The 13203-nt window shown below is 59.1% G+C and carries 11 protein-coding genes; 6 read left to right on the top strand and 5 right to left on the bottom strand.

Annotated features, from left to right (window positions below; all coding sequences use genetic code 11):
* The first annotated feature begins 340 nt into the window (after positions 1–340).
* The 3 genes from IFR23_RS11375 to IFR23_RS11365 all read left to right on the top strand — a co-directional run bounded on the left by IFR23_RS11375 (position 341) and on the right by IFR23_RS11365 (position 4691).
* Entirely contained in the window at positions 341–1450 is a 1110-nt protein-coding gene (locus IFR23_RS11375; RefSeq protein WP_192976007.1) for a TonB-dependent receptor plug domain-containing protein, read from the top strand.
* Between the two features lie 192 nt (positions 1451–1642).
* Positions 1643–3358: a TonB-dependent receptor domain-containing protein gene (locus IFR23_RS11370; RefSeq protein ID WP_192976006.1), complete on the top strand. Its 1716-nt coding sequence runs from the start codon at positions 1643–1645 to the stop codon at positions 3356–3358.
* Positions 3359–3476: 118 nt separating this feature from the next.
* Positions 3477–4691, top strand: coding sequence for a hypothetical protein (locus tag IFR23_RS11365; RefSeq protein WP_192976005.1), 1215 nt, complete (start codon positions 3477–3479; stop codon positions 4689–4691).
* A gap of 145 nt (positions 4692–4836) precedes the next feature.
* On the opposite strand, the gene IFR23_RS11360 is transcribed toward IFR23_RS11365, so the two are convergent.
* The 3 genes from IFR23_RS11360 to IFR23_RS11350 all read right to left on the bottom strand — a co-directional run bounded on the left by IFR23_RS11360 (position 4837) and on the right by IFR23_RS11350 (position 7206).
* Positions 4837–5169, bottom strand: coding sequence for a hypothetical protein (locus IFR23_RS11360; RefSeq protein WP_192976004.1), 333 nt, complete (start codon positions 5167–5169; stop codon positions 4837–4839).
* Positions 5170–5373: 204 nt separating this feature from the next.
* Positions 5374–6687 (bottom strand): S41 family peptidase, encoded by a 1314-nt coding sequence (locus tag IFR23_RS11355; protein ID WP_244655620.1) that lies wholly within the window; start codon positions 6685–6687, stop codon positions 5374–5376.
* Positions 6688–6717: 30 nt separating this feature from the next.
* Positions 6718–7206, bottom strand: a complete 489-nt coding sequence (locus IFR23_RS11350; protein WP_192976002.1) for a MarR family winged helix-turn-helix transcriptional regulator — start codon at positions 7204–7206, stop codon at positions 6718–6720.
* 267 nt (positions 7207–7473) lie between these two features.
* Between IFR23_RS11350 and IFR23_RS11345 the strand changes: the two genes are divergently transcribed.
* Positions 7474–8589 (top strand): helix-turn-helix transcriptional regulator, encoded by a 1116-nt coding sequence (locus IFR23_RS11345; RefSeq protein ID WP_192976001.1) that lies wholly within the window; start codon positions 7474–7476, stop codon positions 8587–8589.
* A 492-nt stretch (positions 8590–9081) separates the two neighbouring features.
* The gene (locus IFR23_RS11340) at positions 9082–9996 is read left to right on the top strand and encodes a DUF6624 domain-containing protein (protein WP_192976000.1); all 915 of its coding nucleotides are present in this window, start codon (positions 9082–9084) and stop codon (positions 9994–9996) included.
* 162 nt (positions 9997–10158) lie between these two features.
* Here the strand turns inward: IFR23_RS11340 and IFR23_RS11335 are convergent, their stop codons facing one another.
* Entirely contained in the window at positions 10159–11412 is a 1254-nt protein-coding gene (locus tag IFR23_RS11335; RefSeq protein ID WP_342344941.1) for an MFS transporter, read from the bottom strand.
* Between the two features lie 79 nt (positions 11413–11491).
* Here IFR23_RS11335 and IFR23_RS11330 point away from each other — a divergent pair, with 79 nt between their 5' ends.
* On the top strand, positions 11492–12088 hold the full coding sequence (locus tag IFR23_RS11330) for a TetR/AcrR family transcriptional regulator (protein WP_192239495.1): 597 nt from the start codon (positions 11492–11494) through the stop codon (positions 12086–12088).
* A gap of 121 nt (positions 12089–12209) precedes the next feature.
* Here IFR23_RS11330 and IFR23_RS11325 read toward each other — a convergent pair whose 3' ends face one another.
* Positions 12210–12806 (bottom strand): hypothetical protein, encoded by a 597-nt coding sequence (locus IFR23_RS11325; RefSeq protein WP_192975999.1) that lies wholly within the window; start codon positions 12804–12806, stop codon positions 12210–12212.
* Positions 12807–13203 lie beyond the last annotated feature (397 nt).

Genomic DNA, 13203 nt, shown 5'->3' with positions numbered 1-13203 from the left:
AGTGCACCCTCCCCCCGTGTTTACGGGATATCCAGCTGCCGGCCTTATGGCCAGAATGTCACGCTCGATGCCTTCGTCGCCTCCGATCCAGTTACGGACGTTCAACGGATCGTACCCGCTGCCTGAAAGCGCCCGTTCGTTCAGGTCTCACGGACCAGCGATTGATCATTTGCCGCTGAACCCCTTCCAGTCAGCAATAGAAATTACCGTCTCGTCAGGTTCGAAGATTTTGCGGATGTTGCAGCACTGTCACACTCGCAAATAATCGCAAAGGGCAGCCGCAAGATAGGGTGACAATCATGTCCTTATCGATGACTTTAAAGGTCAAATAAGGTGGGGCATGGATCAGATGAAAACAGGGTACACCTCAAAATCATTCTATTTTGCAACCATTTCCGCGGTAGCTTTGATTCACGGAGCAGCATCTGCGCAGACTGCGCCAGTTCCGGATCCGTCTGTTAGAGGTGCTGCACAGGACGTGGCGCCGACCGCGCTCGACGTGGTCAACCCCACCCCCACTGACAGTGAAATTGTCGTGACGGGATCGCGCATTGCTCGCCCAGAAATTGACTCGCCAAGCCCGGTTGTGTCGATCAGTTCCGCGACGCTGGAGCAATCAGGCCGGACGAACCTGACGGACTTCCTCGTACAGAACCCTGCGCTGCTGGGCTCCACTACCAGCGCAAACCAGTCCGGCTCGACCGCGAGCTTTGGCGGCGCGGGCACGAACCTGCTTAATCTGCGTAATTTGGGCTCCAATCGCACCTTGGTATTGGTTGATGGGCGCCGCCACGTCGCGGGGCTTCCTGGAACGGCGGCAGTCGATATTAATACGATTCCCAAGGACTTGATAGAAAGTACCGAGATACTGACAGGCGGCGGGGGCTCAGCCATTTACGGTGCGGACGGCGTATCCGGGGTCGTCAATTTTAAATTGAAGCGCGATTTCGAGGGCCTTCGGGTACGTGGGCAGGCCGGTGCCACCGAGGACGGTGATGCCGGCAACCAGTTCTTTGCGATTACGGGCGGAAAGAACTTTGCCGACGGGCGGGGCAACGTCGCGCTGTCGTATGAATTCACCGACGATGATCGACTGTCCAGCTTTAGTCGCGACGATACCGGCGACCCGCTGAAAACATATTCGTTCGCCCGCCACGCAAATACGCCGGCGCTCAACGCAGGGCCCGACCGTATACTGCAGAACAATCTGCGCTATGCCGACAGTTCGCGAAACGGCGCGATTGACGTGGATTTCGATGGCCTGCCGGATTTCACCGGTGACGGTACCGTCTATAATCGAGGATTGTTGCTGCCGGGCGGCCTTACCCAGGGCGGGGACAGCACACCGCTGGCGGGATATCAGGGAGATTTCCAGCCGCAGAACCGCATCCACAATATCAATTTACTGACGAGCTTCCAGGTATCTCCAGCTTTGCGCCTGTTCGCATAGGGCAAGTATGCCAATACCAAGAGCTACACGATAGCGCAGCCTAGCTTTGACTTCTTCACCTTTCTCGCGCCGGATAACGCGTATCTGAACGACCGGTTCGGCGGCCTCGCCTCCGATGGCGCCTTACTGTCGCGCGACAATTACGATCTGGGCGTACGCGGTGAGTCGACCAAGCGAGAGACATTACGCGGCGTGATCGGTGCCGACGGCCAGATTTCGGACCATGCGAAGTACGAACTGTCCTATGTCTATGGCCAGACCAAGAGCCGGTTCCTGAGCACCAACTACCGTCTGGCCGACCGGTATTACGCGGCGCTCGACGCAGTGCGCGATCCATCAACGGGACAGATCGTATGCCGATCGAACCTCGACCCGGCAGCGCTTATCGACCCCAACAACTATGGCCAGGCGGCAAGCACATTCACGCCGGGCGCGAACAGCGGTTGCCAGCCCCTCAACCTGTTAGGCGACGGCATAGTGAGCCAAGCCGCGCTCGACTTTATCAACGTAGATCTCGTCAACCGCTACAAGGTCCAGCAACACGTTCTCTCGGGTTCCATCTCCGGCGACTTCGGCCAGTTCTTCGAACTGCCGGGTGGACCGATCGCGTTTGCCTTCGGCGGCGAATACCGGAAGGAGAAGAGTGCGTTCAACTCCGATCCCTATGCCGAGCAGGGCGCGTTGCTAGACTTGGCACAGGTGCTACCGGAAAAGGGTAGCTTCGACGTCAAGGAAGCGTTCGGGGAACTTAGCGCGCCATTGCTTAAGGGCATGCGGTTCGCCGAATTGCTGAGCTTCGACGCCGCGATCCGTCTGTCGGATTATTCGACCGTCGGCCGTACCACGACCTATTCTCTGGGTGGCGTTTATGCGCCGATCCGCGATTTTCGTGTTCGTGGCACCTATTCGCAGGCAGTCCGCGCACCGAATATCACCGAACTCTTCTCGCCGACGAACGGGACCTTCTCGTTCATCGACGATCCGTGCGACGCCGAAAATCTGCCCGAAGGTACGCAATATCGCGTCGCAAATTGCCAGGCGACGTTGACTGCGGCGGGTTTGAGCCCAGCGCAGATAGCGGCATTCAATCCGGTCAACGATCCGTCGGCGACGGTCAGTCTCCCGGGTCGTGCAGGCGGCAACCGCAATCTTCTGGAGGAAACCGCAAAAACCTGGACCGTCGGTGTCGTTCTGCAACCACGCTTTCTGCCACGCCTGACAATTACCGCAGACTGGTTCAACGTGAAACTGAAGAATGCGGTGCGTACGGCCTCAGCACAGGAGTTGGTCGATCTATGCGTAGACCAGCCTTCGCTCGATAACGTCTATTGCGCAAACGTGACCCGCAGTGGGACCACGGGCTATGTCAGCGATTACTTCCTCGCACCGCAGAACGTCGCCGCGTTCCGCACGTCGGGACTCGACTTGAGTTTGACCTATACGCTTGACGTATCGCCTGAAGTCGGCGCATTCAGTCTGCGGGTGAACGGGAACTATCTAGACAAGCTGACCTTCGTGCCAACGCCAGGTGCCGAAGTCGAGGACAGCCGCTTGCTATCGTCGGCACCGAAATATAGTGGCCAGGCGGACCTAACCTGGACGAACGGGCCGCTGACACTCAACTATGGCCTGACGTATCAGAGCAAGACGCGGCGCTTTACGGTCGACCAGATTACCGCGAACCCGAATTACGCCGATCCACAGTACTTCTTCTATCGGGAACGCTGGGAGCACGACATTCAGGCATCGGTGAGGGCTGGTGATCGGTTCAGTTTTTACGGTGGCGTGAATAACCTGTCGGGTAAGATTGGTGATGTCGGCAACCGGACCGGCATCGGGACGCCCTACAACGTGCTAGGCCGCGTTTTCTATGCTGGCGCGCGCATGTCGCTCGACAAGCTTTTCTAAAGTAAGGTCCCACCCGATACCAGAGTTCGATCGGGTGGGACGTTATGGTGCATCTGATCAACTTTGGAGTGCGACTTAAGGCGGTAGAAAGTAGGCATTGAGCTTGATACAATTGGCTATGCTCGTCACTACCGCACCACGCATCGCGCCCCTGCTGATCTTCATCACGCTGAGCGCCTCGTCAATGGCCGAAGAGATGCCTCCGCCGCAGGACGTACGCTTCATTGGACCGGTAGAGAGAGTTACGGCCGCCAGCGTACCCGAGCTGTCGTCTAGTATAATCCTGCTCGCGGCAATTGATCCGACGCACCCGCTAGACCAGGAAAACGCTGGCCAGACGCTGAGCTTGTTCGGCAGGGAGGATCTGATCGCAGCAAGCAGTACGGATTATCAAGCTAGCCGATGCGCGCCGCTCAAGGGAGCATCGGACGTCCTGACCGAGATTGAGCGACGCGCGCGGAAGACGTCGGTCGTCATTATAACTGAAAGCCACGAGCGCTCGGAACATCGGGGGTTCAGCACAACACTCGCCACCCGGTTGCGACCACTAGGGTTTGATACGCTGGCACTAGAGACCTTGTCTCCGTCGATGCCCGGCACGCCGGAGCGATATTTACCGTCGTTCGTCCGGCAGCCAAGGCTGCCCTATTTCGAGGACGGCGACGGCCATTACCTCTCGGAGGCGGGATACGGGCGGCTTGGTCGACGCGCCAAAGCGCTCGGTTATCATCTCCTCGCCTACGAGTTCATCGATGAACATCAGGCGGCCGACGCTACGATGGAACAGCGAGTTGCGACACGCGAGGAAGGGCAGGCGCGAAACCTAGCTGCATACGTGCATGCTCACCCAGGTGCGAAGCTGCTAATCCATGTCGGTTATTCACACGCCGCAGAGGTACCACGCCCCGACGGCACCCGATGGATGGCCGCACGGTTCAAGAAGATGACCGGGATTGATCCGCTCACCATCTCGCAAACCGTCTGTCGCGGTGGCAGTGGGGAGGTGCAGTTGTCTGCGCTGCCAACCGATGAGCCGGCAGGCACGTTCGACTTAGTCGTGGACCATCCCACCGCGCGCTTTGTCCGTGGGCGCCCAATATGGCGACAGCAGGCGGGTGATCTACCGGTGAGCATTCCGCGAGCGCTCTATCAAGAGAATGGCTGGAACGTCGTCGAGGCCCGACCAGTTGGCGAGCCAGCCACCTCCGTTCCAATGGACCGAGTCGCGATCCGTGCACGGGATGACGTCGCGCTGATGCTTCCGCCCGGACGCTACCAATTGCGGGTCGTGAATATCGGACCGTGGCGGGCGCTACGTGCATTAGGCAAGTAGATCATGTTTACGGCTGCTATCAGGTTTGCGTAGTTAGCCGGCGACTGATGGATTTGTTGCGACGACCCACAAGCAGACACTGACAGCCTCTTCCCAGTGTACTCAAACCGGTCGTTCGTTCACGTAAAAGCGGGGGGCAAAAGGGCTAGAAGCGCCACTTAAGGGTTACGACCGCAGCGGGTGTTACAACTGCAGGGTTTTGGCTTTGAATGACATGAAGCTTCGTTTCTGCGTTAAGCGGCCCGGTGAACTCACCGCGTAGCGGCTTCGGTGCAAATTTTGCCTTATCCGCGTCAGAAATCCAGATGTTCATGTTCTTGGGAGCGCAAACTATTATTTCATCGGCGGGGCTGCGGTCTGCGCATGTCGCTTCTTTATGATGAACCTTCTCAAGATCGAATTCGGCCATCCGCGGCGTGATGGTAGTCTGAGCACCAGACGCTGCAAAAAAGGCAGCCACAGCTGCGGCCATTACCATGAAGCATTCCGTACGAGCACAGCTTCATCTCCTGCCACGGTAATACTTATCGGCCGTTCCAATGGCGACCGTGCCGGTTCAATTTTCACATTATTTGGACAACAACATGGCTGGCGGGGGAAAAGCAGTGGTCTAAGTCGTTCGCAATCCACCCCTCCATTCCCAATCATCGCTTCCCTTTTGAGAAAAGGCACAGCGCGAAACTCACTTGCTGCGATCAGGGCCGATGAGGTCAATAAACTTGCCGTCTGAGTCGAGCATGATTCCGATGAGAAGGGTGCGATCGGGATAGACGAGCGTAAACTCGTCGAACCCGAACCCATCGGGCCGTCGAAAGCGGATGGCCTGCGGAATGCCGAGCGGTTGCAAGCGGCGGTGCGTGGCCGCAAGCGCTGCGCGGCCTGCCTCTGAGGCGTCCGGTTTCATCAACGTGTAATCAGGCTCGGACGCAGCACGGCCGGCAAAGAGGCGGCGCAGCATCGCCTCCCCGCCCTTGAGCGCTACGGTCCGTGGCGCGAAGACCGAGACGGGGGACGCCGCTTCGATCGTGGCGGCAGCAGGCATTTGGCCTAGGCGGCGCAGCGTCGTGGCGAATGCATCCGCGGCGGGGATCTTGAGATCGGGCTGGACGCCACGTCCTTCCCAGTTCGACCCGGTAACGGGGCTCTCCGCGCGACCGGTCGGGATAAACGCCATGACACCGTGTCCAATGGAAACACGCTCCCCGGGGTTCGCGCCGCCACCGGTCACCTCGCCGACAACGGTGCCAAGCTTCAGCGTCTGCATATCGTAGGCGAGCTCCTCGCCGCCGGAAAAGGTATTGCCGCTCGTAAGGACATAGGCAGGCACACCGGCGAAGCTGACCGGGGTCGGCTCGCTGAAGAAGGAATCGCGCTTGAACTCGGTGGTCGCTGTTTTACGCTCGACAATCCTGTTGATCTCGGTTCGCTTGCCCGCAGGCACGAGATAGCTGACCAGGTAGCTTACCGACGCGGGATCGCCGCCACCGTTGCCGCGCACGTCGAGGATCAAGACCCGACTGCCTTTCAACCCCGCCATCGCGCGGTCGAGCGCGGGTTTGAACGCCCAGGGATTAGCGAACCCATCGATCTGGAGATAGCCGATCCCACCGGGCAGCCGATCAGCGCGGACGATCCCGGCCTCGCCGGATGGCATCGATGCGACGCCCGGCGCTGGCCGGTTGGATGTATCGAACACCATCAGATGTTTGTCGGCCATGACGCCGCGGAGGTCCTCGGTCAGTCGCGTGGCGAGTGCGGGCAGATCCACAATCCGATCGTAGGCGCCCGACGTTGCGGCGGCGGTAATCGCGGTGGCGCCCCGCTCGCCAACTTCGGGGTATACGTATCGGCTGCGCAACTCAGCCGCCAGTTGTGCCACAATAGCTGTGCGAGCGGCCGCGTCGAGGTTCGAAGTCCGTGCAGGCGTGGCCGAAGCTGTAGCCGTTTGAGCGCCGGCAGACGGTGGCACGGTCAAAGCTAACAGTGGGAGGAGCATAACGAGGGCATGGCGACGGGGGGACATCGATTACTCCTTGGTCAACTTGAGAGCGGCGAGGCGCATTGGGATCGATGACGCATCAAGCTGGGCGTCAAAGCGATCGAGAACTGAGATCAGAGAAGCGTCGATGTCCGCAAACAGGCCATCAAACAGGGCGTTGAGGTCCGCGTTGAAAGCGCTGAGCGCGGCAGCCTCGTAACGTGCCTTGTCCGTCGGGCTTAAGACCCGTCGCCGGCCATCGGACGGATCAGCGTTGACTTCGACCAAGCCGCGCTCTTCGAACTCCCGTGCCATGCGAACGATAAGCGGGTGAGACAATCGCAGGCGTCGCGCGATTTCTACTACCCCGATCTGTTGGTGCTCAACGATCAGCAACAGCATTGAAGCGCCGCGCGGTGGGACGTCGAGGCCTAGCTGGAGAAGAACACCGCTTATCTGATCGACGATACGGTCCGACGAACGGCGCAGTCGATGCGCTAGGAATGCGCTTCCATGTGACTCGATATAGTCGGCCATCTTCAAAGAATGTTCGGTAACAGGTTACGTGTCAAGTTACGTACCTTAGGCTCCGCTTATCAACACGGAGAACTATGACTGCCCAGGTTTATCGGAACGGTTGGTTTGCAGCACGACACCGACCTATCCTCGGCTCTCGAATGCCGATCGGCTAATCGATCTCGCCAAAATGCGGACTCGGAACGCCGCCGGAACGGGTTGGTACCCAATCAGAGTACTAGAGCGGTACCAGACGCCATAGTTGGTACTTTCTCCTTAAGCGCTACCATGGCCGGCATGAAGACAGACGAGATAGACGACAGCATGCAGGCCGCGATCCTGCGCCTTACGATAGGTGAGCGGGAATGCTTGAAGCGTTGTCTGGGTCATCAGACGGCCAAGGAGATGGCGCTGGATCTTGGCGTCTCTCCTCACGCTGTCGAAAAGCGCCTTAAGATGGCGCGTGCCAAACTGGGCGTGACGTCCTCGCTTGAGGCGGCAAAGCTGGTGGAAGCAGCCGAAGAGGTCAATCGACTAGTACCCCAAACGTCCGGACTTTCGGGAACCAACGCGATCGTTGAGGATGTCGCTGCCGCCATTCCGCACCTGTTGACCACGCGAGGTGAGCGGCGACCCTCCATCTACGTGATTTCAGGAGCGTTCCTTATGATTTTAGTCGCGGCAGCCGCCCTTATCCTCTGGCTCCAGGCCCCTGGCACTGGCGGCCAACATGCAATTCCACCAGCCGTTGCCGATGCGGCGCTAGCAACATCAGCGAACGCAGCACCAAGCGCAGGCACCGAAGCTATGCTGCGGCAGCTTGTCGCCGGCCTCGCGAGCGGCTCACCCGATTACGGAAAACTTTCGCCTGGGTTCGCTAAGGTCGTTCAACGCGATCTCCCCATGACACACCCCATGTTCAAGGCCCTCGGCGAGCTGAGATCTGTGACGTTTCGCTCACGCGGCATGAAGAATGATGACATCTACAACCTCGTCTTCACCAACGGTCAGGTGCTGATGTCGGCCGCGCTTGATCCCGAGGGCAGAATGGCGGGCGGCATAATGCAACCAGGCAACCGCCTCCCTTCTGCAGAGATGCCATCACCTGGCACTGAGGCTGCAGTGAGGCACCTTGTTGCTGGCCTGGCGAGTGGCTCGCCAGATTACGACAAACTTGCCCCCAAATTCGGTGATCTGGTGCGGAGCGATATGCCGATGTCACAACCTATGTTCAAATCCATGGGCGAGTTGAGGTCGGTCACTTACAAAGGAAAGGGCAGAATGGGAGACGACGTCTACAATTTGGTCTTCGCCAACGGTGGAGTATTGATGTCTGCTTTCCTAGACGCGAATGGAAGAATGGCCGGAGGGTTCATCGCGCCGCCGAGCACACCCCTCCCCTGATCATACAAGTGGCAGACCGACAAGCTTACCTCATGAGATGCAACCGCTCACGCGCCGGGAAGCGGTTGCGTCTTTCAACTGCCCCGAGACTTCGCTCAATCGCTTAAGACAGGGAATTGCTACATGCGCACGGCCACGGCTTGGAGTGCGAGCCCCAATTCCAGAAATCCGCAGCCTTGTTTAAGCTTTTCAGATTGGATCATTCGTTAATCGGTCAAAGACCGGTTTCGAAAGGGATCCGCTAGCTGGATGGTATAAGTCGGAGAACCCAGCGGAGCTACCTTCCAAGGGCACGCCGGAGCTGAGATCGAACATCATTGCCGCTGTTGTCTTTTCAAGCGGCCCGTCGCATCAATCAGTTGATGCTGACGGAGAATATCGGTGCGGGCATTCCAACTGGGTTTGAGTGCCATACTCCTCGGATCGGCTTCCGCCAGTGCGGGGACTCAGCCGCAGAGTGTCCCCGGTGTCCCAACCGCCCTCACCTCTTTCTTGCACAACGACATCGTCGAACCCGGCGACTACCGATGGTTACGCGGGCGGTTTGCTGATGCGACAGCTGTGGACAAGCAGGTATTCATCGCTGCTTTGGAGTGGAATGAAAAGTGTGAGAACCAGTCGCGTACGGCGATGAAAGGCCTGCTGGCCACGATGGGCCAAAGTTTTTATCCTGGTAAGGACGTCTATACGCGGCCTGCACCGTGCCGTCAGTTCGTACAGCTCCCAATACCAGCGGATGTGACATGGTCAGCGTTTTCCGCTGCGCTCGATCGCGTCCGGCCATATGCACTCGGCATTATTCGTGCGACTGCGCTTCAAGAGCAGCAGGTGATCGATCAAGGCAACTATGCCGAGCAACTGCGCACCCGACCACTTGGCGAGCAGACCTTGCGTTTCGCATGGGTCGAAAGCCAGCGTCATGAGGGGCAAACTGCAGCTTATTCGTCGCTCGAACGGATCGTGTACGAAGGCATTCTTCTGCGTGCCCTAGACGACCGCGATCAAGGTAATACGGCATGGCTTTCGACCAAGGTGGCTCATGAAGGCTGGCCAACGCGTTCAAAAGTAGGTGACGCTGCATCCAGCGCGGCTTGGCTACTTGTCCAACACGCGGATGCCAATCCAGCCTTCCAGCTGACTGCCTTGCGCCTCATGGCACCGCTGGCCTCTGAAGACGAGATTGATCCGCGCAACTTTGCGATGTTAACGGACCGCGTCGAGCTCAAGCTCTCCGGTAAACAGCGATACGGTACACAATGGTCCTGCAACCGCGGCAACCGCGTGCCGCTACCACTGGCGAACACTAATGCGGTCACTGACGCTTTGCGCGCGAAGGCAAAACTCGGGTCGCTCAAGCAAAACGCCGCCCAAATCGATACTTTGTACGGACCGTGCCCACCCGCCTAGGTCTAACCCAGGAAGACCCAGAAACGGCCGTTCGCGGCCCCTTTACCACCGCCCAACTTCTGCCGTCCATTCATGTTGGTGGCTAAGGAGTGCTGAACCAATTCCAACTCGATGTCGGGCCGGCGTTCTCAATGGGAACGGCATTCTGGGAGTATTTTAAAGTTAGCTGGCCGGCATTGAGCGGTGACCCGGTGGAAAGGCGAAACGGCGTGCGGCCAACACGATAAGGAAAGCGATCAGGGTCAGCGCGACGACAGCGGGCGGCAGCAGCGTGGTCCCCCCCGTTGTAAGGAGCACCCCGCCCAGCGCCCCGCCGACCGCGATCGCCAGGTTCCAGGCCGTGGTCACCATCGCCTGCGCCAGATCTACGCCGTCCCCTGCTGCGTCCGCCGACGCCGTCTGCATCATCGCCCCGACACCACCGAAGCCAAGGCCCCAGACGATGGCTGCCGCATAGACGGCAAGGCCTTGCCCACCGGCAAACGTCAGAAGAACTGCAATGGCCGCAAACGATCCGATCGCGAGCAATACCAACATGCGCAGCATCCGATCGACCAGTCGCCCGACGATCCAGATGCCGACGAGCGAACTGATGCCGAACGCCAGCAGGACGAGATCGACCCGCGCGGACGCAGCGGTCGCGAACGGCGCGATGTAGGTATAGAGGATGTTGTGGCCCGTCATCCATGCAAGGATGACGAGCAGGATCGGTATGATACCCGGTGTCGCGACGACGCGGCGCAGAGAAGGACGATCGTCACCCGTCCGCCCGGGAGCATCGGGCACCTTGAAGATAATCCAGCCGATCAGCACGACACTCAGTGCCGAGAGGATCAGGAACGATCCGCGCCACCCAACCAAACCGCCTAGGAAGGTGCCTATGGGAACACCGACTGAAAGCGCCAGCGGCACGCCGACCATGGCGAGGGCCATTGCCGGGCCGGTCTGATCGGCACGCACAATGCTACGCGCGTAACCCGCAAGGATCCCCCAGGCGAGACCCGCCGCGCACCCGGCGACGAACCGCGCGACCAGCACGACCGTGATCGATCCGGCCCAAGCGGTCAGCGTGTTGCCCACAACGAAGCAGATGATGGTGGCAAGCAGTACCGGTCGTCTGCGAAGGCCTTGGGTCAGGCTCGTGAGCGGGATAGCTGCGAGCAAGGACCCAAGCGCATAGACGGCAACGAGTTGTCCCGCGATCGCCTCGGAGATTCGCAGGCCGGATGCGATCTGCGGGAGTAGGCCAGCGGGCAGCGTCTCGGTAACGATGCACAGGAAGCCACTGGCGGCGAGGCCGGCAAGGGCCGCGATCGGGAGTGCGGCGCGCGCCGCTGAGCCCGCTTGAACGCCAATTTTGTTGGAGGAGGGCGGCATGGGTGTCCTTGTTCGTCGATGTAATGCCCGCCTCTGCACCGTGACGGTTCTGAGGCATCGCTATTTCCGTTAATGACCGCTATATAAATGCGACTTTCAGAGGCAAGTGAATTCTGTAATGGACGTTTATATAAATAAGCGACAACGGGGGCGCCCCCGTGGGTTCGCGCTTGAGGCTGCGATCGAAGCCGGGCAGCATCTGTTTCATGAGCACGGCTATGAGAAAGTCAGCGTGGCCGTGCTGACCGAGGCGATCGGGATTTCCCTGCCGAGCTTTTATGCAGCGTTCGGCAGCAAGGCCGCATTCTTTAAAGAGAGCCTAAGGCTCTACTCGGCCACCGTGGTGCCGCTGGACCGCTTCCTCACACCGGGTGCAGCGCCGATGGCGGCGCTTGGCGACATGCTGCGAGCTGCGGCGCACGCTTATACCAATAGTCCGCAGCGGCGTGGTTGCCTGATCCTTGAACACGCAAAAGCGGGCACAACGGATTGGGGCATCGCAGCCAAACAAATTGCGGGAGAAAACCGCAGTAGGGTGACGGAATTTCTAGACGATGCGGGAATTAAAGCTTCCGGACGTGTCGCAGATTACGTTGCTACGACAATGCTCGGCCTATCGGCTGCAGCGCGAGAGGGATGGGACGAACCAAGACTGCTTGCCGTCGCTGACACGGCAGCCGAGGCTCTGCTTTGTCGCTCAACCCTCGAGGAGTGAACAGATTTCTGCTTGGGCCGGCTTTACCAACTGGGGACCTGTGACCCATGAGCGGACATCCGAGCGCAAAATTGCGGTGCCCACAAACGGACGTTCGTTCAGGTCCGGCTTACGCCTCAGATTATCGAAGGCCAGCGAAGCGATAGGTAAAGACTGAAAGCCCCGCGCCCGCTAGATAACGCGTCGGGCGCGCTTGGGGATCGGCAATGCACAGATCGACGATCGGCTGGACATCGTGGAAAGCTTGCTCGTAGCTAGCGGTCCCCGGGGTCGAAGCAAGAATGCGGTCAACCATCCTTGGTGCCTTTTGCATGATACAGATATACCCCGTCGAATTGACAGAACGTGCAATGTTTCGACCCATAAGTTGAAAACGGGCCTGTCGTAGGTAAAAGCGCGCAGCGGCACCGGTGTAATAGACGAAGTTGTCAGGGCCAGGAGCTGTGTAAGGACAGGCCCGACGTGCTGCTATGAAGGTGCGGAACGCACGCGCCGTCTCGGTCGATTGCGGCGCCGCCAGGAACTTGTGCATTTCAACCGGATATGTTTTTGCCAAGCACTGCGCAAATGCATCAAGCCTCAGCATTGCCGCTGGAGACGGCTCGACTAACTGTACAGCGGCCTCGGTCGGCGCGACCGCGATTATTCCAAGACCCATCGCGATGAAGGAAGAGGTTGCCCCAACATCCAGCCGGCGAACAAACGTTCCTGCACGCATTGTTCTACGATCCTCAAACCGAGCCACCTCGGCATCAACGAGTGGACTTCTATATGGGAGGGTCGGCTCGGCTAAAACTAAATTCTTCACTGCGCCGACGAACGTGGAGGAATCGGAGGGGAAGGTCGACCCACAAGTGGACGCTGCGACGGTCGGAGACGCTTTCCAGCTTCGGACGTTCGTTCAGCTTCGTGCGAAATCGACTAAGACAGCGCGCCTCCGTCAACCGCCAGGTTCATCTTACGTGTATCTTCAGATGACCCACGTTGGCTGTATTGCCGGCATTACGACGCCACCCGGCTACGTGGAATCCGGCGGATCGAACGCCCAGAGTGCGACCTCATTCAGCGGTCACCCCAGTGTGCCACGCCGATCCGCCAGCCGGCGAAGACCTGCT

Source organism: Sphingomonas sp. CFBP 13603 (assembly GCF_014892665.1).
In the GTDB taxonomy this organism is placed as follows: domain Bacteria; phylum Pseudomonadota; class Alphaproteobacteria; order Sphingomonadales; family Sphingomonadaceae; genus Sphingomonas.
The sequence above is the reverse complement of the archived record's forward strand: the minus strand, read 5'-3'. Positions and strand labels throughout refer to the sequence as shown.

Excerpts from the sequence above, each read along its gene's own strand:
- IFR23_RS11375 (WP_192976007.1), top strand. The coding sequence starts at position 341 with ATGGATCAGATGAAAACAGGGTACACCTCAAAATCATTCTATTTTGCA.
- IFR23_RS11365 (WP_192976005.1), top strand. The coding sequence starts at position 3,477 with ATGCTCGTCACTACCGCACCACGCATCGCGCCCCTGCTGATCTTCATC.
- IFR23_RS11360 (WP_192976004.1), bottom strand. The coding sequence starts at position 5,169 with ATGGTAATGGCCGCAGCTGTGGCTGCCTTTTTTGCAGCGTCTGGTGCT.
- IFR23_RS11355 (WP_244655620.1), bottom strand. The coding sequence starts at position 6,687 with ATGCTCCTCCCACTGTTAGCTTTGACCGTGCCACCGTCTGCCGGCGCT.
- IFR23_RS11350 (WP_192976002.1), bottom strand. The coding sequence starts at position 7,206 with ATGGCCGACTATATCGAGTCACATGGAAGCGCATTCCTAGCGCATCGA.
- IFR23_RS11345 (WP_192976001.1), top strand. The coding sequence starts at position 7,474 with ATGGCCGGCATGAAGACAGACGAGATAGACGACAGCATGCAGGCCGCG.
- IFR23_RS11330 (WP_192239495.1), top strand. The coding sequence starts at position 11,492 with ATGGACGTTTATATAAATAAGCGACAACGGGGGCGCCCCCGTGGGTTC.
- IFR23_RS11325 (WP_192975999.1), bottom strand. The coding sequence starts at position 12,806 with ATGCGTGCAGGAACGTTTGTTCGCCGGCTGGATGTTGGGGCAACCTCT.